This is a genomic window from Priestia sp. 10L35 (genome assembly GCF_056395685.1).
The window spans coordinates 172656-192849 of record NZ_JBFTKA010000003.1 but is presented as its reverse complement, the minus strand read 5'-3'; the positions used below and the strand labels follow the sequence as shown (position 1 = coordinate 192849).

At 31.6% G+C, this 20194-nt stretch carries 18 protein-coding genes and 2 pseudogenes; 11 read left to right on the top strand and 9 right to left on the bottom strand.

What is annotated here, in order from left to right; genetic code table 11:
- Positions 1 to 6: 6 nt before the first annotated feature.
- Positions 7 to 786 carry a hypothetical protein gene (locus tag AC1DEF_RS11980; RefSeq protein ID WP_477727394.1) on the top strand — a complete coding sequence of 260 codons (780 nt, stop codon included), beginning with the start codon at positions 7 to 9 and terminating at the stop codon, positions 784 to 786.
- Positions 787 to 887: 101 nt separating this feature from the next.
- Here AC1DEF_RS11980 and AC1DEF_RS11975 read toward each other — a convergent pair whose 3' ends face one another.
- Positions 888 to 1739: a restriction endonuclease gene (locus tag AC1DEF_RS11975; protein WP_477727393.1), complete on the bottom strand. Its 852-nt coding sequence runs from the start codon at positions 1737 to 1739 to the stop codon at positions 888 to 890.
- On the bottom strand, positions 1708 to 3156 hold the full coding sequence (locus AC1DEF_RS11970) for an AIPR family protein (protein ID WP_477727392.1): 1449 nt from the start codon (positions 3154 to 3156) through the stop codon (positions 1708 to 1710). The genes AC1DEF_RS11975 and AC1DEF_RS11970 overlap by 32 nt, the downstream gene beginning before the upstream one ends.
- Positions 3157 to 3755: 599 nt before the next feature.
- On the opposite strand from AC1DEF_RS11970, the gene AC1DEF_RS11965 reads away from it, so the two are divergent.
- The 3 genes from AC1DEF_RS11965 to AC1DEF_RS11955 all read left to right on the top strand — a co-directional run bounded on the left by AC1DEF_RS11965 (position 3756) and on the right by AC1DEF_RS11955 (position 9311).
- Positions 3756 to 7151 carry an ATP-binding protein gene (locus tag AC1DEF_RS11965; RefSeq protein ID WP_477727391.1) on the top strand — a complete coding sequence of 1132 codons (3396 nt, stop codon included), beginning with the start codon at positions 3756 to 3758 and terminating at the stop codon, positions 7149 to 7151.
- A gap of 430 nt (positions 7152 to 7581) precedes the next feature.
- The gene (locus tag AC1DEF_RS11960; protein ID WP_025907938.1) at positions 7582 to 7827 is read left to right on the top strand and encodes a hypothetical protein; all 246 of its coding nucleotides are present in this window, start codon (positions 7582 to 7584) and stop codon (positions 7825 to 7827) included.
- A 101-nt stretch (positions 7828 to 7928) separates the two neighbouring features.
- Positions 7929 to 9311 carry a hypothetical protein gene (locus tag AC1DEF_RS11955; protein WP_477727390.1) on the top strand — a complete coding sequence of 461 codons (1383 nt, stop codon included), beginning with the start codon at positions 7929 to 7931 and terminating at the stop codon, positions 9309 to 9311.
- Between the two features lie 179 nt (positions 9312 to 9490).
- Here AC1DEF_RS11955 and AC1DEF_RS11950 read toward each other — a convergent pair.
- Positions 9491 to 9601, bottom strand: a pseudogene (locus tag AC1DEF_RS11950) (DUF3898 domain-containing protein); the annotation flags it as partial.
- Between the two features lie 218 nt (positions 9602 to 9819).
- Here AC1DEF_RS11950 and AC1DEF_RS11945 point away from each other — a divergent pair.
- A complete protein-coding gene (locus AC1DEF_RS11945) occupies positions 9820 to 10905 on the top strand; it encodes a type I restriction endonuclease (RefSeq protein ID WP_477727389.1) in 1086 nt (361 codons plus the stop codon).
- 123 nt (positions 10906 to 11028) lie between these two features.
- On the opposite strand, the gene AC1DEF_RS11940 is transcribed toward AC1DEF_RS11945, so the two are convergent.
- Together AC1DEF_RS11940 and AC1DEF_RS11935 are read right to left on the bottom strand one after the other, a co-directional pair.
- Positions 11029 to 12408 (bottom strand): phage lytic cycle repressor MrpR family protein, encoded by a 1380-nt coding sequence (locus AC1DEF_RS11940; protein ID WP_477727388.1) that lies wholly within the window; start codon positions 12406 to 12408, stop codon positions 11029 to 11031.
- A 451-nt stretch (positions 12409 to 12859) separates the two neighbouring features.
- The gene (locus AC1DEF_RS11935; protein WP_477727387.1) at positions 12860 to 13090 is read right to left on the bottom strand and encodes a hypothetical protein; all 231 of its coding nucleotides are present in this window, start codon (positions 13088 to 13090) and stop codon (positions 12860 to 12862) included.
- 202 nt (positions 13091 to 13292) lie between these two features.
- Between AC1DEF_RS11935 and AC1DEF_RS11930 the strand changes: the two genes are divergently transcribed.
- On the top strand, positions 13293 to 14507 hold the full coding sequence (locus tag AC1DEF_RS11930) for a hypothetical protein (RefSeq protein WP_477727386.1): 1215 nt from the start codon (positions 13293 to 13295) through the stop codon (positions 14505 to 14507).
- 322 nt (positions 14508 to 14829) lie between these two features.
- A pseudogene (locus tag AC1DEF_RS11925) lies at positions 14830 to 14946 on the top strand (aminopeptidase); the annotation flags it as partial.
- A 140-nt stretch (positions 14947 to 15086) separates the two neighbouring features.
- Here AC1DEF_RS11925 and AC1DEF_RS11920 read toward each other — a convergent pair.
- Complete coding sequence (locus AC1DEF_RS11920) at positions 15087 to 15467, bottom strand: DUF4183 domain-containing protein (protein ID WP_097825134.1); 381 nt, start codon at positions 15465 to 15467, stop codon at positions 15087 to 15089.
- A 134-nt stretch (positions 15468 to 15601) separates the two neighbouring features.
- On the opposite strand from AC1DEF_RS11920, the gene AC1DEF_RS11915 reads away from it, so the two are divergent.
- Complete coding sequence (locus tag AC1DEF_RS11915; RefSeq protein WP_230586540.1) at positions 15602 to 15964, top strand: DUF4183 domain-containing protein; 363 nt, start codon at positions 15602 to 15604, stop codon at positions 15962 to 15964.
- A gap of 57 nt (positions 15965 to 16021) precedes the next feature.
- Here the strand turns inward: AC1DEF_RS11915 and AC1DEF_RS11910 are convergent, their stop codons facing one another.
- Together AC1DEF_RS11910 and AC1DEF_RS11905 are read right to left on the bottom strand one after the other, a co-directional pair.
- Entirely contained in the window at positions 16022 to 16156 is a 135-nt protein-coding gene (locus AC1DEF_RS11910) for a hypothetical protein (RefSeq protein WP_014459590.1), read from the bottom strand.
- Positions 16157 to 16236: 80 nt separating this feature from the next.
- Positions 16237 to 16728, bottom strand: coding sequence for a hypothetical protein (locus AC1DEF_RS11905; protein WP_013083672.1), 492 nt, complete (start codon positions 16726 to 16728; stop codon positions 16237 to 16239).
- A gap of 407 nt (positions 16729 to 17135) precedes the next feature.
- Here AC1DEF_RS11905 and AC1DEF_RS11900 point away from each other — a divergent pair, with 407 nt between their 5' ends.
- The 3 genes from AC1DEF_RS11900 to AC1DEF_RS11890 all read left to right on the top strand — a co-directional run bounded on the left by AC1DEF_RS11900 (position 17136) and on the right by AC1DEF_RS11890 (position 19351).
- Entirely contained in the window at positions 17136 to 17555 is a 420-nt protein-coding gene (locus AC1DEF_RS11900) for a hypothetical protein (RefSeq protein WP_097825133.1), read from the top strand.
- Positions 17556 to 17627: 72 nt separating this feature from the next.
- Positions 17628 to 18644 carry a glycine-rich domain-containing protein gene (locus AC1DEF_RS11895; RefSeq protein WP_477727385.1) on the top strand — a complete coding sequence of 339 codons (1017 nt, stop codon included), beginning with the start codon at positions 17628 to 17630 and terminating at the stop codon, positions 18642 to 18644.
- 128 nt (positions 18645 to 18772) lie between these two features.
- The gene (locus tag AC1DEF_RS11890) at positions 18773 to 19351 is read left to right on the top strand and encodes an HAD-IA family hydrolase (RefSeq protein WP_097825131.1); all 579 of its coding nucleotides are present in this window, start codon (positions 18773 to 18775) and stop codon (positions 19349 to 19351) included.
- 2 nt (positions 19352 to 19353) lie between these two features.
- On the opposite strand, the gene AC1DEF_RS11885 is transcribed toward AC1DEF_RS11890, so the two are convergent.
- The gene (locus AC1DEF_RS11885) at positions 19354 to 19950 is read right to left on the bottom strand and encodes a mechanosensitive ion channel family protein (RefSeq protein WP_025751311.1); all 597 of its coding nucleotides are present in this window, start codon (positions 19948 to 19950) and stop codon (positions 19354 to 19356) included.
- Positions 19951 to 20194 lie beyond the last annotated feature (244 nt).

Below are 20194 nucleotides of genomic sequence, written 5' to 3'. Positions count from 1 at the left end.
GAAACTATGAGTTCAAAAGTTTGTGAGCATTACATTGATAGAATAAAAAAAGAGGTCATAGAATTACAAGAAACACACAATTATTTTATAGTCAAAGGAATTGAAAATTTAGATTTCGATCTCCCTCTTAAAGAAAAGTACAAGTACAAAGAACTAACTGCTAAAGGGTTGGCTGGAGAGGTTACTCTGAAAGACATAGTAGACGAGCATTTAAATATAAATAACCAAATGCGGTTGGTATATTTAATGTCTTTATGGGAATCATTTGTTAAAGAATTTATAAAGGAACAAGAAATTCCTCAAAGTTACATTTCAGTGTTGAACTCTTTGTGGAAGAGAGAAATAGTATCTTCCTCAGATAAGATTCTTTTTGGCTCTCCAAGTAATTATAATATTCGTTACATTACTTATCTATTTCGTAACCTGTATAATATAAACTTTAACATTCCACCTGCACAAGCCATAGATTCTAATTGTTACGAAGAATTTTTACCTATTGCTAGAGAATTAGGTCACCTTCGTAATAGCATTATTCATGATGGTACTACAGTTACAGAAATTTCAGCGATACAGTTAACAAATGTAATAAAATTAAGTGTGAAAATTGAAGGAAATGAGCTTTTGGGAAATAAAATTAAAATAAAAATAAAGGATAGATTAATATACATCGCCTGTTACTTAATATCAGATATCATTAAAAATATACAGGAATATTTAGCAAATGGAAGTACCTTAAACAATAATACTAGTACATATAGTTTTCAACAGGGCAAAAATCAAAATTAAGATCAAGTAAGATAGAAAGAACCTCTTGATAATAAGAGGTTCTTTAAAAATTGTATATTTGTAAATAGTATTAATTACTTATCTTGCTTAAGGTAATATTATTAATCGAAAAACTCTAGTGAAGGAGTTAAACAGAAAGTTAGTTCATTCTTAACTTCTAAACCAACTTTATACTGTATCATCAAGTCTACTAATTGAGTACCGTCTATTAAGGTAATTCCACGCTCGTGTCCTTTTAAAATAGCTTTATTTGTGTAGCTTGATGTAGTCACAAAATAAGCTCCACTAAAATGCTTTTGACTCCAAGCACCAATGAAATCTCTAATATCGTCTTCTCCGACAAGATTATTCTCAGTATACCTTTTTACTTGTACAGGTATTTCTCCTTGTTTTAACGGAGTTCTATAAAGTAGGCCGTCTATTCCACCATCCCCACTTTTTTTGGTAACTTCACCATGTAACGCTTCTTTTGATTGAATAAGCACATCTATTACCAAAGATTCGAAGCTATATGCGTTCATATTCATGAGTAGGGATTTAAGATATTTACGTAGATTGACCATGTATTCTTTATAAGATTTAATAAGTAAATCTAAAGACTCAAGATGTTTATTAGCAAAGGGGGTATCTTTATGTTCCGCTCCTTCTGAATTAAGTCTTGAGCCTTGTATGCTCCAAAAACCATGGAAATCCGTAGTGGGATTAATTAATAATTGTCTACCATAATCAGTTAAATAAAGCAGATCATCGTTTAATTGTTTTAGTATATTAATTTGAATAGCTCTCTCTATAATAGGGTATACATCATAATCTTCAATATCTTCATCCAAATGTTTTTGTAAATAAAAGACGAGGCTTTGTCTAGTGCAAGAAGAACCATCAGCATGTTTCAATATCGCCCTTAAAACATCAGCTACAAAGTCATTCATTGTTAATGTTTCTTCTTTCTTCAATGCTTTGTCTTACTTGATCCATGGTTAATAAACAATAATTCCAATGTTCGCTACTTTTTGCAACTTTATCTACATTTTCATTACGAGCTTTTGTCACTAGATAGCTAACAAGGGGTTCAACCATTTCTTCAAGTTCTTTTTGATTGTTTGGGTCAAAACCATCAATCCATTTGTAATAGCCATCAATATCTTTAGTAACCAACATGCGAAATGAACCTACAATAGGATGTACTAACCCAGAAGGTACATCAAATTTCATTCCATTCTCAGTGTTTTTTTGTCCATTAGAATATGTAGTAATATTACGGAAATTTTTATATAATTCTTTTTTGTCTGATTTAGAAAAACTTATAAGCGCATAGTTACCAGAAGTATTTGAATCTGTAGCACCAACTCTATTATATATGTCAGGAATGTTCTTTTCTAAGAAATTATATATTGAGAAAATACCTGGAATTATGCTGGCCATTAACACATATTCAGAATCACGCTCTTCTTCAGCGGATTTCTCTATTTCCTGCACATAGGCCTTAATAAGTGGATCTGCTCCAGATGCCCATTTCATCGGAGGTATAGAAGGCTTACGACTATACTTGGACTTTGTTGAATACTTAGGAGTACGAGCAAGGTTAAACAAATCCAATAATCGAATAATATTCTCTATCGGCAACATTTTAGTTCCGTCTTCAATTTTTTCAAATTGTTTATACATTACTCTATTTGCAAAGGAGAGATTAGATAATAAATCCTTCAATATATCAAATCCCCCTTGCAAATTCACTATTGATCGGGTTAAAACCTGGGCTGACGTGTTACGAGCTTCTGCAAGACGTGATACATCATTAAAGTTTACTGTAATTTCGAATCTAACAAATGCATCAAGGTACTCCTCATTTTTTTTATAATCCATTACCGTATTTTTAATTATCTTATAAGTATGACCACCATCAATGTTTCCCTCATTCTCCTTATCCATTATGATTTCTAGAACTGTGGGATTATTATTCTTTTCGTTTTCAAAACTAATATTACTTAAAATATTAACTTTATGAGAAACTAAAACAATTCCTCTGTTCAAAAGGTAGAAGGCTTGGTTATGCGGACGATCATCTCCTGCTTTATCTGTATTTTTTAAACTCTGTGCAATTCTTCGAGAAGGAGTAGTTTTAATGTTTTGTTCACGAGGGTTTTTCTTCATTGGAATTGTGATATCATCCCCTAGGCCTAAGTCCATTACATGAACAAATGCAGAATATATAATGGCATGCTCCCATTCATTGGGGTCAGGTAAATGATTATGATTCAAAAGATATTCCCGAAGATCATGGGGATTATACATAGTGGTTACTTGATCGCTACGAACTCTTAGAATAAAGTTATTTTCATCCTCTTCAAAACGTTTAAGAATTGTTGGCATTTGTCTGTTCTCTCCTTATTTTTAGTCAGAGACTCAATATCTATATTATACCAACAATTAACGAGAACAGACAGGGGGCTTTTATTTTATAAAATAATGTCTGAAAATGAGTGTTCGAGGTGAAAGGCTTTAATAAATTAATATGATTCTTCTTTATATTGTAAAGTTTAAAATCTTAGTATTCCTTGACTTTAAGACTAAACCAAAATGAGATAGTGTCAATAGAGAGATTCTTACGTGCGCATACCATATCCAGGAAAGAGTCAGAATCGTTATCATCTCTCTCATTTTAAATGATTTTTTCGATGAATAGGATTATAGATCTATTACGCTTGTAATCTAAATTAAAATTAGTATGTAATGGCTCCCAAAATAGGAACGAATATAGGTTGTTAAGGCAGGAGCGAAAAATTATTATTTCTTCTTAAAGCAGTTTTTTGAGGAATTTATCAATATATTTATGATATAACATAAACCTCATCTATTTATAGCATAAAGTCTTTTTTGCTAACTAAAAAACTCCCATAAATTAAATATTTATCCAATAATAATGATATAATTAATTGTCTAAATAATTAAATTTTTTAGGGGTGTTAATTGTGGAAAGAAAAAGGTCTGCAGAATCCACTATTGCAGGGTATTTATATCAATTTGATAAAACTATTATAGAATTAATTAAACAGGAAGCAGAGAATACTTCTATCTGCGTAGAAGGAATTGAAGATATAGATATTGAGAATTTAAATGAATTTGATAGCGTATCCATTCAAGTTAAGTATTATGCAAAATCAACATACAAAACATCTGAAATTAAAGAACCTATTCAACAAATGTTTAAGCACTATAAAGAAGTAATAGAAAAAAATTTAACTAGAAGAAGCTACTACTTATATGCACATTTTAAAGAAGGCACTGAAAAATTAAAACTCGATAGTAATAAAAACATTGCGGATCAAGAAGGTAAAAGTAGTCTGAACTTTCTAAAAGAAGATCTCCTAACAACTAAAAATAACAAAGGAGAGATTGTAACACAATTACACATCAACGAAGAGATGCCATTAGATGATAGGGAATTACAAGAGTTTATAAGATTATTAAAGATAGATCTCGAAGCTGAAGATATACATGCTCAGTATAACCAAGTTTTAGCATTATTAAATGAGGAAATAGACAACTGCAAAGACATTGAAGAGGCAGAAAATTATTATTATAATAATGCTCTCAAAATTGTTTTTAATAAAGCTATTCAAACTTGTGAACATGGAGAAAGTTTAGAGGAAAAGTACAAAGAGTTGATAAAGGAAATTTCAAGTATAAAGTCTAAGATGAAATATAGACAAAAGTGTATGAAAGACGGAGCTGGAGAGCTAGAAACACATAAGGATGCAATAATAAGTTTGCAAGGGGAATTAGATGCACTTCTTAAAGAACTGGAAGTTGAAGATTACTTAACAAGAGCCCAAGAGAAGCATAAAGAGAAGAGAATGATAAGTAAAAAAGAACTTATAGAAGGAATTGATAAGAAAGTTCTTTTGTTTAATAAATGGTATGCATGGCATAGAGGAAAAGATAATTATTACGATTATATTATTGAAAAGCTTAGAAGTACTAAAGGGCTGAGCAAGACAAAAAATAAATATTTATATATCGGCAAGGATTACCTGTTAAATAGACAAGGAGATATATCCTTTAGTGATTTTATATTAAATGTTATCGAAGATTCTTTTTCGTTAAACGAAGCTATCAGTAAATATAAGGTTTGGACTGTTATATTAGATTTAAGATCAGAAGAAGTTTCTGCTCTAAAAACGGAACTTTTGAAGAAAAACATTCAGTTTAATGATGGTAATGAAAGTTGGGGATTTTTTGATGTTAATAAATTTAATCAAGATCCTATAGTTTATACTAATAAGAATAGTGTTATAACGCAGGCTGAATATCAAATTAAAATTGTATCAGCAGACAACTTTATTAATAATACTAACGGTATAACTAATATTGACGTAGTAATATGCTTTGGGAATAGTACTCAATACAAATCAATTTTTGGGATTGACAATGCAACAGTATATGTTATTGAGGATACAAAGGGTATGAAGACATTAAGTGATTTAAGTAGAATTTTCACGTCTAAAAGTAAAAATAATCAATTTTTCCGAATCCTTTCTGTTTCTCCAAACTCTATTCAAGTAGAAGTTACTAATCCAAACAAATTTAGAAATTTAAATGAAAAATTCACTTTAGGAAGTTATGTGAAAATTTCAGATGAATTTGATGAATCAGTTATAGGTATTCTAAAAAATTATAAAATAAGGGATATAAATGACTATCTAGATGAAATTAATGTAAAAAAGAAACAGCCATCTTTTATATTGGATATTCATCCTATTGGTTACATGAACAAAAATGAATTTTATAGAGGAAGTAATAACATTACAATTCCTCCTAACCATGTAGAAATTGTTGATAATGAAATATTAAAACGTATTTTTCAGCAAGATATCAAAGAAAATGAATTTTGCTTTAGTTCACTACCACAGGTTATATCTCTAAACAGTAAATCTATTGATGTAATATTAGATGGAAATAAATTTTTTAATAAGCATTTAGCTGTAATTGGATCTACTGGTAGTGGGAAATCTTGTACTGTAGCTAAAATTTTACACGAGGGAATAACTCCTTTCACAGTAGAACAAAAGGAAGGAATGTTAAATAATTCCCATATTATTATTTTTGACATCCACGGAGAATATGAACATTCTTTTAAAGATAATTGTAGAGTGTTAACAGTAAGTGATATTAAATTACCGTATTGGTTGATGAACTCGGAGGAACTTGAGGATTTCTTTTTAGATGTGGAGGGCTCAGATCATAATCAAAGAAATATTTTTAAGAGAGCTGTTGTACTAAATAAAAAATTTCATAATAAGGATGTGTATGGTGAATTTAGGGATGGAATTACATATGATACACCTGTATATTTCAGTATTAAAGAAGTCATGCAGTATATAAAAAATTATAATATTTCAAAAGAGGTAAACGGTCGTATAGTTTTCAAAAAGGGAAATGAACATATTTTTGATGCTATTGAAACGCAGAAAGCGGGAACTATTTTTGAATTATTAGAAGAAGCAGGAAAGAAGATAGAGGATATTACCACAGTTAAAACAACCTTTCATGGAAAGTTTACAGGGTTTATAAATCGTTTAGAAACAAAAATTAACGATGATAGACTAAATTTTTTATTAAATAAAGGGAATGACTATCGTATTAATCTGTCTAATATTATTAAACAATTTATTGGATATGAATATTTAGAAGAAGATGTAACTCAAGAAAAGAAAAATGTCATTATCATTGATTTAAGTGGTATGCCGTTTGAAATTATTAATAATAGTGTTTCCCTTATTAGTAGATTAATCTTTAATTTTGCATTTCACAGAAAAAAGATTAGAAGAGCAGAAGATGTAAAAATACCTTTTTTACTAGTTTATGAAGAGGCTCATAATTATATTCCTAAAAGTACAGAAGCTAAATATAAGTCTGTAAAACAATCTGTTGAAAGAGTTGCTAAAGAGGGCAGGAAATATGGTGTGTCTGTAATGATAGTGAGTCAAAGACCATCAGAAATATCAGAAACTATCTTCTCACAGTGTAACAGCTTCGTAGTAATGAGAGTTACTAATCCAAACGATCAAGAATATATAAAAAAGTTATTGCCGGATGATGTAAGCTCTTTAACAGATAGTTTATCCTCTTTCAAACAAAGAGAGGCTCTTATTATTGGTGAAGCTATACCTATGCCAGCAGTAGTCGAAATTAATAAATTAGAGAATAACCGATTACCAAAGTCAAATGACGTTAAGTTTATTGAAGAATGGCGAAAAAATTGGCATCCTTTTGATGAATTTGAAGAAATTATAGATTCTCTAGAAGGTGATTTAAATAAAAGAGAAATTTCATCTACTAGTACTCAGTATTCTGTGAAAATATAGAAATTAAGCAGTGTACCATTCCTTTGTTGTTTCAATATACACCCACCTTTCAGGGCACAGCTATATGAGGTGAATTGGACATGATAAAAAAGAAGAATATGTAGTACAGAAAAAAGATATGTAACAAAAATAAAACAAATAAACAGGAAAGCAAAACAATCCGCTTTCCTGTTTATTTAATGTATTTATGAAGATTAGGTATTAGGAAACCTTTTACAACAAGCTTAAGAGTATAAAATTTATGGTCGCACAGTGGTTACGGATTGGTCACAAAATCTTGATTTTTCACTCTGATTTTTAGCAGAATCGGATCATATTAAAAGTATTCAAGAATATATCATTGAGAAGTTACATGAAATACATAGGCTTAAAGTGCAGTTCCCTGAATTAAAATGGGAAGAACGGGTATAAAAAATAGGGAGTGAATTAATTGAGTAAACAACAATTTTTTAGAGGAGAAATTTATAAATCTAATAAGGAAAGTAGTAGGACCATTTCGTTTGTGATTAATGTATATCAAGATAAGAACGATAAGGAAAAAATATGGATGGTTTCAAATGATGTTTTAAATCCTACTGAAATAAATAATCATCCCCAGTCAGTTAATTTTCATCCCAAAATGTTTCAAAGGTTAAAAGAGATTTTAATTAGTGAGGGACGCTGGCAGGATAATTGAATGTGTGTAAGGAAGGACTAACGTTTTGTTATGCTATATTGATTTTGTTGGAAAACTCTTTTTGCCACCATCAAAAAAATCTGGTTAATGAGGAGAAGAAAATGCTTGATAATAACTTTAATAGAGAATTGAAGTCTATACTTCATTATGTTTTAGAGTATGGAATTAAACACACTTCTTTTAAAGTAGACTATGGAAAACTCTCAAAAAGTAAAGAAAAAAATGTTGAGTTTATTTCAAATGTACACATAGGATTTATGAAAGCACAAAATCTAATAATACAAAATTTATTACAATTAGGGAAAAAGCGAGATACAATAAAAAAACTGATTAAAGAATTAAATAAACAGAAAGCGAGTAAAGAATCTCTTGAAAAGTCAAAATATAACTTGAAGGTTATTGAATATAAAGAAAGTGTGTTAAGAAAGATTGCAGACACTATCGCATGGCAATTATTAGGATTTGATAGAACAATAATTAGAAGATTATATAGTTTCACTTCACAAGTAGAAATATTCAATTCTAATTTAAAACATGATTTAAAAGTAGTGGAAGAAATTTTTAATAGTGATAAAACTACATTCCCATTAGTAAATGATATTACGTCTTTTATTCAAGTGGGTGACTTATTAGTAAGAGAATTGGATAGCCCTGATATAAAACTGATAGAATTAAAAGAAGGAAAGGTGAATGATGAAATTGCAAAAATAGTTGAAGAATATGAAGAAATACCGTGTGATAGAAGATTACATTATCAGTTGGAAGACAAAGATGAAAAGTTTAAAAAACAATTTAATCGATATGTTAAACAAAAATCAACGGCATTAAATAAAGCAAAAATTATTAATACTGGCTCTGGAACAGACGAAGTGACTGGGCTTAACATTCAAACTGTTAAGGAGACATTTTATACAGAACACTTTGACGAAGTCGTAGCATCTATGATGAAAGAAGTAGATAAAAGAAATTATTCACTTAGAACGATCGATGGTTGTCTTATTGTGGGTGTGTACAATACCTCAAAAATGTCTATTCATACAGGTTTTGACATGTGGAAAGAATCTGTCGGTATAGACTTTCCAACAATCGATTTGAGAAGTTCTGTTAGCTCACCATTGTCTTATCCTTTATTTTTACACCCATTTAGTATAAATGACAAAGTAAAGTTAATTAATGGAGAAAAAGTGATTTACATGTCTCTAGATATAGATAAGTGGTTGAAGATGTTTGAGGATAAGGAGGTAAATGTTAATATTTTATCCAAAAAGCAAACAGCTAGGTTTAATACTACTCAAGTTCATTCAAAAGTGTTTGAACATAAAGGACAAGCAATCGAAATTGAGTATAAAAATGTTAAGCAAATGTTATCTGATGGTATTTTTGAAAGAATGTTTAATCAATTTTTAAGGCCTTCGTCAGCTATTGAATTTTTTAAATATGGGCATGATAAAGTAGGTACTTTTTTAGAAAGTCCACTTGTGTAGTAAAATAGTAGAGATAACAATAAAAAGGCAGTAAGCAAATCAGCTTACTGCCTTTTCATTGTTAGAAGTTAAAGAATAAGTTGAAAGGAATCCTATGTTACGAACCTTTAAATTATCCTTTTTCAAAGTTGTATAGTTACATAATTAATTAAATGAGCAGTTAAATTTGCGCTCACTACAATTATTTCTCCAAAATCTGCAAGCGATCCTCTAATCTCTGTTTCGCCAAGCTTCATTTTTAACTCGGCATCCGACGTATATTCGATGATATGAGCTCTGATCTCCATCACTTAGTAGGTATTTAGTCATTCTTTCAGTTCCTGTTTTTCGCTTGTTATCTACAGTTCTATTTCTGATTTAAACTGGTTCAATTTACTCACTTTCCTTTTCTAACGTTCGCTTGTATGTTCACGCTTGGTTTTTAATAATTTCAAGCATATATGATTATTGAAATGATTTCATAGTTCCTCTTTTTAAGCATAGTAATAGTACATAAGGGGGAGATGAAATGGAAAATTTCATTCAGCAGATTAAGACTCTATCTAGCAGAATTGAGAGAATCAAGGATAACATTAAGACTGAAGAAGCAACAAAAACTTCTTTAATTATGCCTATAATACAAGCATTTGGATATGATATTTTTAATCCAGAAGAATTTGTACCTGAGTTTATTGCAGATGTAGGAATTAAAAAAGGTGAAAAGATTGATTACGCTATCATGGATGGTGGAAGGCCAGTTATTTTAATAGAAGCTAAATGTGTTCATGAGGAATTACACAAACATGATTCACAATTGTTTAGATATTTTGGTACAACAAATGCTAAGTTTGCTATTTTGACTAACGGAATTGAATACAAATTTTTTACAGACTTAGAAGAGCCAAATAGAATGGATATTAAACCTTTCTTTGTTTTTAATCTACTTGAATTTAGAGACAATGATATATATGAGATAGCAAAGTTTAGAAAAAGTGTGTTTAATGTAGAAAATGTTCTCACTACGGCTTCTGAATTAAAGTACACAAGTGAAATTAAACAATTTTTAAATCAACAATGGGAAGAACCCAATGATGAGTTTATTAAGTTTATTTTGAGTGATGTGTATCAAGGTGTAAAAACAAAGAAAGTAATTGATAATTTCAGAGAAATAGTACAAAAATCTTTAGCACAATTTGTAAATGAGAAGGTAAATGACAAGCTTCAAAAAGCTTTAAATTCCTCAGATACTCATGAAGAATATGAATATATAGACGAAAAGGAAGGAGTTCCAAATAATCAAAATGTAGCCGAAGATAAAGTTACTATCGAAACAATTGTTACAACTGAGGAAGAAATAGAAGGGTATGTTTTTGTAAAGTTGCTATTAAAAGATGAAATCGACTCGAATAGAGTTCATTATCGAGATAATAAAAGCTATTTTAATGTGTTGTTAGACGACAGTATTAGAAAATGGGTTTGTAGACTAGGATTCAATACAGCTAATAAGTATATACAATTAAATGATGAAGAGAAAACTATCTACAAATTAAATAATGTGAATGAAATTTCCTTGTATAAAGATAAAATACTTGAAGTGGCTAAACAATTTCAATAAAGAATTACAAAAAATAAGTAATAAAGATAAAGTTAATAAAAAAGGAAAGCAAAACAAATTGCTTTCCTTTAAATGTTGAATATAAATTTTAAGGTTTTTAAATATATTAACCCCATTTGTAAACTAAAGATTAGCATTCATTACACGATGTATTTTTATAATATTTTTTACTTCTTCAACACTTAATATTTCATTTTTATTTCTGTGAATAATTCTATGACAATTTGCACAAACGGGGATTAAATCTTTCTCAGGATTTATACTCATTTCCTCTTTTAATGTACTAAGTGGATGGATATGATGAATTTCAATGAAGTCTTTTCCATACTCGCCGTAAAATTTTTCAAAATTAAAGTCACATATTTTACAAGATGTACCATGTATCTCTATTGCACGTTTACGGTTTTGAGAATTTCGTTCGTACCTTTTTCCATAATAATATTGAGTTGCTCCATCCTTATAATACTCGTCTTCTTCTGCCATTTCAGCATCTATATCTTTTTCTATAATGTTTACGCGAATAAGTGAATGAGAATTTTTATATAAACTTTCTTTGTTTTTTAATAAATCTTCTAAGTGTTCTTCCATCATATTGCGTAACTTATGTCTTGAACTCGCGTTGTCTTTAATATTAAACTTCATAACCACATTAGAAATTACACCTTCTCTATGTATGCCTTTTTCAAGTAATTGACTTGCATAATAAAGCTGTCCACTATATGAGGTAGTTGTTGCATTTAGAAAATCTAATCGTCTAGACATACGGACAATTCTTTGGGAGATAAGTTGTTCTGAAACTTGTTTTTTTCCCCTAGGGGACTTTAATACATATTGGCTAACAGGCAGAGAATACTTTCTATCTTCTCCGATAGAGCTAATATATTCTGTACTATTAATAGCATTATGAAGAAGACTTTTTGTCTCTTCACTTATTGTTATTGTCCTGTTTGATAAAGTGATTTTTCCATGTTGAAAATCAATGTCGCTAATTTTAAGGTTTACTAGTTCTTCAAATTTATTTTTGAAGTTTACTCCATCAAAGATTAATGCCAGAATTACTCCATCCTGTGGGTTTTCAGCTTTCAATAACGTTTGCATTATTGTATCTTTACTGAGTATACGAATTTTATCTACATAATCAGTAAGAGTAGTTTTGGAGTTGAAAACTGCAATAGGATTTTCTTTTAAATTTCTAAATCCCTGCTCATTGGCAAAGTCTATATAACGCCTATACGTTGAAAGTGTGTTACGGAGACTATCTAAGGTACTTGATTGTACTGAATATAATAATGCTTCTAACTCCTCAAAAGTAAAGTCATATACATCTTTTTTATAGTTATACTCTAAATTTGTTGCATGCTTAAGATGATGTCTTTTTATTCGTCGTGTACTTTCATTTGGAAAATACATTTTCAGAAATAATTCTTTAAGTTCCTTATTATATAGTTCCTCTATTTTTACAGAAACACTCTTATCCTCAATGGTTCGATTATTTGCTGTCATATCTCTAGCTGTCCTTTCAGTTTAATTTAATATTATAGTAATCTATTATAGACTCCTTGATATATTATTTTATTGAATAATAATGTTTCTTTAATCAGTACTTTAATGATTATAACTTATATTGAATTTCTATCCTTATACAAAATAAAATTATTGATAGAAGAAAACTGGTGGCTACGTCTATAGATATGCTTTTCTATATACTAAATCTAATAGGTTTATAAGTTAATTTACAAATAGAGTTTCATCTCTTAATGCTCTATGGAGGTTTTACATAAATTTAATAGAAGCTTGTAAGAAATAGAAATTAATTTACCTAATCTGAAGTAATTTATAAAAATCTAATTATAACTTTGAAAATGAAAGATAAAAATTGAAGATAAAGAAACTGTAAGAACATATTTAAAAAGTGGGAAAGGCAGTTAGTACATATTTACTAATTACCTTTTAACTATATCATAAAAGGTAGTACAATTACGTAATTATTAAGCTCGACAATGCGAACTGTAGCTTCCATAACCTGGTAGGTATCCAACCGTTCTTGCGGTTCCCGCTTTTCACTTGTTGCCCACAGTTTCATGTCTAATTCAAACTGCCCAAGTTCGACGCTTTCGACTTCAAACGTTTTACTAATGTGTTCATGCACCATTTCCATCACTTGAGTTTTCATGACCTCGAGCATCGGCTCGTTATAGTAGATGAACTTTAAGAAATCTTGAAGATAGTGTGTGAGACGTTTAGTGGATAAAAAGTTTGCTTTCTTCGAGCATTTCTTCTTCAGGCACAAATGGATATATTCAATAAGCTTCTTTTTCATTTAAGCCTTTCTTATAGAGGGATTAGTAATAAAATGTATAAATTATATATATAAGGAGGGGATCGCCTTGAGTGCTACACGTTCATTTGCAATTTATAACAAAAAAACTGGCGAATTAATAAGAAAAAAAGCTTATGATCTTTGCAATGAAGATTTTTTAAATTACTTGAAAGACAAAATAAAAAGAGAAGAAGTCATTGTATATTGTTGTTGTTCAAATCGTATTGAAATGAAAGTATCGAAAAGACCTCATTTATACCCAGCCAATCATAAGACTAGTCATTCAGAAAACTGTATAAGGAATCCTAAGTACAAAGGTACTAACGACTATGAAAAGGCATGGAAGTATGATGAAAAGAAAAATGAGCATATCGTAAGACTGGAAGACATAGTTCCTTTTTCAAAAATAAAAGGTCCAAGAGTATCAATTGAAGGGGAAGGGGAAGGAAAAAGAAATAAATTATACATCGAAAGCGCCGGCTCAAAAAAAAGAGGACAAGCTACTGTATTTGGCTTAGCAACTAAATTAAATATGATGGCATGGGAAAGAATCGTTTTAACTAAGGAGAAGCTCCCTGACGATGCTTTGGAGTTAGCTAGACATATTTACGGGGTATCTACCAATATTCGATTATCCACCAAAAAGAAGCCACTAAGTGACATGTTCCACAAACACTTAAACATAAGGGATGTAAATGTGGAAAAAGATGTATTCTTTGTTTATATGTACTATAATGACAAAAAAACAGAGTATAATGATAAGTTATTTAATGGAACTGTAAAGGATATTGTATATTGTCACAATGCTTTTAAGAAAGAGAATGCTTTCTATGTTGATATTAATGAATTTAGTGAAAAGTTAGCAAGTGAACCTCATAGTGATATGTATGTTATTGCAGGCTTTGTTTATAAGGCTTTTAAATATGATAAAAAATTAACATTAGGTAATTATTGTCTTATTCCTGTATCTAAAGCAGGCTTGTTTGTGGAAAGTTCTTATGAAAAGGAAGTGTATGATGCTCTTTATGTACAAGGTAGAAAATTTTATAAGCCCTATTTACCAACTATTGTGGAATACGAGGATTTTGTTCCAGATTTCATAATTGAAGAAGAAAATAAAAAACCAATTATTGGAGAAGTGTTCGGAATAAAAAACGATGAAGAGTACGAGAAAAGAAGAAGCGAAAAACTGTCTTTATCTATGAAAGATGATTTTCGAAACTTGTATGATTTTTGGAAATGGGATGTTAATAAAGGGGAAAAATTAGTTCTTCCTAACTAAAAACTAACACATGACTATAAATTATTATTTAAATATTAAAACGATGAAGTCCAAAAGGGTTAATGATATTCAGTAGAAGTCAAAACCAAAGAATCTCACTTACATAGTATGTAAAGTTTGAAGGCAATCAAATAAATGCTTATCAGTTTCTTTCCCTTACAGTATGTAAAAACCCTAAAATTAAATATACTTCTTGATTACTTATGAAGATAATAAGGTATTTAAAAAGACAGGAAACCTTTAATAACAAACTTAAGAGCATAAATTTTGTGGTCACACAGTGGTCACGGATTGGTCACAGAACCCTAATTTCCCACTTTAAAACGACAGCATCACCCACGTTGACTTCATGATCGGCTCAGCTGAAATGGACATCGACGGCATCAAAGCTGACGGTACAAGCGAGCCTGTGTTTAGAAAAGGGAACTGGGCGTTTTGAATTAAATAAATAACAATAATAAAAGCTTCTGCGCTACATCCGCAGAAGCTTTTATTATGATCACTAAATTTCTGTAAAACTGAAACTTCATATATCTTACACGCGATTACGTTTTAAAATAAAACGATAGCAAGTTATTTTTAAGTTTGTACATCAGTTGTAGAATCAGGAGCAAAGTTAACAACTTCTAAAACTATAGGAGAACCTGTTAAAACGCTAGATCCAGCAGGAACCGTAATAGCTAAAGAACCGACACCCGTAGCTCCTGGCGTATATGTGGAAAGGCCAGCCATTTGTAAAACGCCGTTGATATATACATTGTAATAGCTGTTATCCGTAGCTAAAGCTGGAAGTGCAGTAGCCGCGCCACCTGTATCACCAAAAAAGTCAGCGGCATCTATTGTTAAAGTGGCTGCACCTGTAGTTGTAGCAGTTGCTGTATAAAAGAAACGTGAGACGGTCGGACTGGCGGTTACAGTGGTAGTAGCGGCTATAGCGAGTTTCATAATTTGAAGAGGCATAAACGTGTTACCTCCTTTCATGTTCTATCCTTCAATATATGCATTTGTTCCTTCTAAGGAATAGGTTTAATGGCATAAATTTAATTCTTAAAGACTATAACTAAACTAAGTACATCTGTGAAGGAGAGTTTTTCTTGAAGAAAAAATCTTACGGCTGCAATCACTATGCAACCTCTTGTTCAACACCTTTTATTAAGCTTCCCGTGTTGCCTCAGCAGGAATTTAGATATATATTTCCGAAAAAAGTTCGCATCTTTGAATACTATACGGTAGCCGGAGGCAGCAAGCGCATCTTTACAGATCAAGATGCGTTAAAAGAATACGGCACTCAGCATATATTGGATCCTGAGAGCTACTCATACAGTAATCTATTCATAAACGGTGTGTTACAGCCTTCCTCCAATTACAGCGTCCAAAAAGGACTTCTTATCATTAACACAGAGGATATTCCTTTAGAAAAGTCACCCGTCATTTTACAAATGATTAAAGTCATTTAGCTTTCAGCCTTCAAATGCCATGAGCACATGTCCACACATAAAAAAACAAGGTGAACGTTACTCAGTTCCACCTTGCTGTGATTCTTCTTTTTTAACCGGAGCGTCACGCTTGAACATGTGATAGTAGGTAAACCCTAAGCATAGAGCGCCGGCGATTGAACAAAAATATTGCAAAAAACGGACGAAATCCATTGGAATGACCTCCCATTTTCAGTTTCGCTTCTAGTATGTACAGGGAAGTGAAATAATATGTGAAAAAGGGAGGTTTTCTCTTATAGTTCGTATGGTTCTTGAAGAGTAAGGTAAGGCTGCAGATCTTCAAGACCCAGACGCTTATTTAATTGTCTTTTCATTAAATCGTACTGGTAGATGAGGTGAAATTGATTTTTTTTCGGTGTTTCACAGCGAATGTATGTTTCTTGCCCGTTCTTGTCTGTGAAATGAATGGTTAATTCACCGAAATAGCGTTGAACAGGAGCTCCGTGAAGGCCTTTTTCATTTTTGACAACCTTTGAAAATTCTGCTCGTTGAATACGGTTAAATGGAATAATAGCTACTTGATTGATAACAAGACGCTGATCGTACATGTCAATTTTAGATATGGAAATTTGATTAATTCCTTCTGCAAATTTAACATGCCCGTTTACAGAAACAAGCGGTTTGCGATCCTCAGGATCAACAGCGCCTTGAGGCCGCTTAATGACGTAGAAGCTAGCTACGCCAAGTGCTACGATACCAACCACAACAATAAGTGCAAACATCATTTTGCATTCCACCTCCTGAGTATAGATGTGTAATCTGAATTTAACAGCAAGCTGTTTCAGTTGCCATATTGCCTCAACAATGAGGGTAGAGAAAAGCAGTTCGGCAGTTCATTATAAGTATATACATACGTTCGACAATATGGTGTGATATTCCTTCTTATTATGACTTTTTTACGACAAAATGGGCAAAACTCTTTTCGAAAATGAAGTGAATCAGTTACAATTTAAGGATAAGGTACCAAATTTCTTTTTTATCTCAAAAAAGTGCAGAAAAGCGTAAAAAATTCTAGGTACTTTCTCATATTTTTACTATTTTTATAGAATTTATTCCAATTTCTAATCCTTTATCGTGTATAATCTCTTGTGTGCAGCATGATATACATAAAGGTGTAAGGAGGCACAGTTCATTGTCTTTATCAGCAAAAAAGATATTATTATTAGTTTTAGTAGTTATATGTTTAGTGTTAGTTGTGATGCAATTCATAAATCGATCAGCAGAGCCGACTTCCGAACAGGCCCAAGAAACACTGAGTAAGCTTCCTGAACAAGAAACCGTTAAAGAAAAAGCAAAGGGCGACGAGGAAGCCCACAAATATCGAGTGTATTATATTACTATTGAAAAAATCGAAAATGGTACATACAGCGGAACAACAAAAGAAGGAACGGGCATTAAATTTTCCGATAAAAATTTAAATGAACCGATTCCAAGCAATTTGAAAAAAGGGGATATCGTTAAAGCATACTTTGATCTTGAATATAGCACCAAAGGTCTAGTCAAAGTAGAAAAGGTAGACGAGATGCCTGATGATGAGGAGAGCTCAAGTTAATTGAGCTCTTTTTTTGTATTTTACGAATGTGGTAAAATATTGAATATATAGACGCGGTATAGGGGGAAGAAGATGATAACAGCAATTATAGTAGGAGCGGTAATTCTTTTAGCTTTGATTATTAAAGGGATTGGGAAGCCAAGGGGATTTCGCTTGTATAAAGAGGAGCTTCCAGATGAGCTCGGAATACATGCAGGTAATGGTTTTGAAGATATTGTTCATTCACTAGAAGATTCTTTACCGAAAGCCTATGTTCAACAGGTAAAACAGCGTATAAAAGGGGGAAATACAAAAGACGATGAAGTAGAATGGACGTTTTTTGAGATGAAGCGCTACTTTTTATTAAATGCAGTCATCAAAGACGTACCGATGTTTAGTGCAAAAGTAGATGAAGTGTGGCACGAAATGATCATGTTTACAGTGGATTATAAGCGTTTTACAGAACACTTTTTCAGCCGTTTTTTGCATCACCAGCCAAATGTAGATACAACTCCATCCCCACAGCCGGATAAGCGAGCATTCTTCGATTGGATGTATGCTCATTTGTTTGACATAACGGGCAACAGCCGACTGCTTTGGGGGAAATTTTTTCAGCATCCGCTTGATAAAAGTACACTTCAAGATTTTCAAAGATTGTCAGAAGATGAATTACTAGATCGCTATTTTTTAAGAAACGGCAAATGGGAAAAACAGCAGAGAGCCCTGATTCAAACGTTAAAAGAAGAAATCGATGCTGCTCGAAAGAGAAAAAAAGCAGGCGGATCAACTTATTTTAAAAAAACGGTTAAAAAAGGAAATGTATCAAACGAACTTCTTCTTCAAGGCTTTGTTTTTTATTCTCTCTACAAAGCTACCAACTTTTCAAGCCATATGAATGAGTTGCTGCTATATAAAAAAACGATGTATGCGGGAGATACAGCCTCTTACAGCGGCTATAGCTGTTCAAGTCCAGGGGAAGACAATCGCCACCATCACCAACACGATGGAGGGCATCACCATCATGACAGCGGCAGCAGCTGTTCGAGTTCAAACTGCAGCAGCTCTAGCTGTTCAAGCTCCAGCTGCGGGAGTGGGTGCAGCAGCAGCTAATAAAGTAAAAAAACTCGTTTTATACGAGTTTTTTTACTTTAAATGCAACGACGACAAAATGGTTCACTGACAAGCAATGAAAAATTTGGTATAATCGTTACGTTTTTAAAAAAGGAGAGACAGTAAAAATGAATATTTTATGGGACTTTGATGGAACCATCTTTGATACCTATCCAACGATTGTAAAAGCATTCAAAGAATTACTAACAGATCAAACGATTTCAGAAGACGATATTTTAAAACAAATGAAGATATCTTCTGACGTAGCAATTAAGCACTTCGATATTGAAAAATCTTTGTTTGATAAACACTTCCATGTGCTCGAACAGAAAATCAATCCTAAAGATAAGCCTGCTTTTCCTCACGTAGAAGACGTACTGAGCTTTGCGGATAAAAATGTAATTGTTACGCATAAATCTAGACAGTCTACTCTTGATATTCTGGCATTTTTTAATATGGAGCACTATTTTACGGAGATTATTACAAAAGATGATGGCTATAAACGAAAGCCTGATAGCGGCGCTTATGCCTATCTTCACGATAAGTATCAGCTCGATTTAGTGATTGGAGACCGCGAGCTTGATTTAAAACCTGCCCGTGAACTGGGAATCAAAACATGTGCATTTCAAAATGACGACATTGAAGCAGATTATCACCTTACATCATACGATCAATTTTTTACAACAGTCGTAAATAAAAACTCGTGAAGCTATTCTTCACGAGTTTTTATTTGTTCAGGCTTATGTACTTCGGGAATTTCACCGAGCGTATAGTTCGCTACTTTTGTAATGTTACTATTAGCAAAGAAGTAAAACTCTCCGTCAACTCCGCGAATTTTTGTCGTGCGCAATCCAATTTCTTCAACAGTTCCTTTCGTATCGTTTATGGATACGTGATCTCCTACTGAGAATTGATCTTCAAATAGAATAAAAAAACCGTTTAAAATATCTTTAATCAAATTTTGTGCACCTAAGCCTGTAATAAATCCTGCTACACTAATACCAGCTAAGAGTGCTTTCATATTAATTCCGATTGCCTCTAAAGACGTAATAAGTACAATAAAATACACTACGTACATGACAATGCTCAGACAAAGCTTTTTCAGCGTTATTTCTTTACGTTCATTGTACCTCAGCAGTTTAGTTTTAAATCTGAAATCAAAGATTTTATTAATTACACTGCGAGCAAACCTGATAACGATTTGAGCAATAATGAAAATCAAGATAATCTTTATAATTACTTCACTAATGTCAATCCACTTACCGGTATTAAATAAAGTTTGCTGTACCCACTGTATGTCTTTCATGACTAAGTCCCTTTCTTGCTTTATAAAATTTTCTCTACTGAATAGTATAATTTATTTTTAAAAATATACTACTAGAATTTATGAAGAGGCGTTTGAACTATTATTTTATTTTAATTTATTTGTAGTTGGTATATGAAATGAAAACTCCTTAATTTAGAAAAAGAAAAAATCCTCAGGTATAGATATCTTTAAAACATTTCTTTATACAAATATTAAATAAAATCTTATAGCAGAGATTAAGATA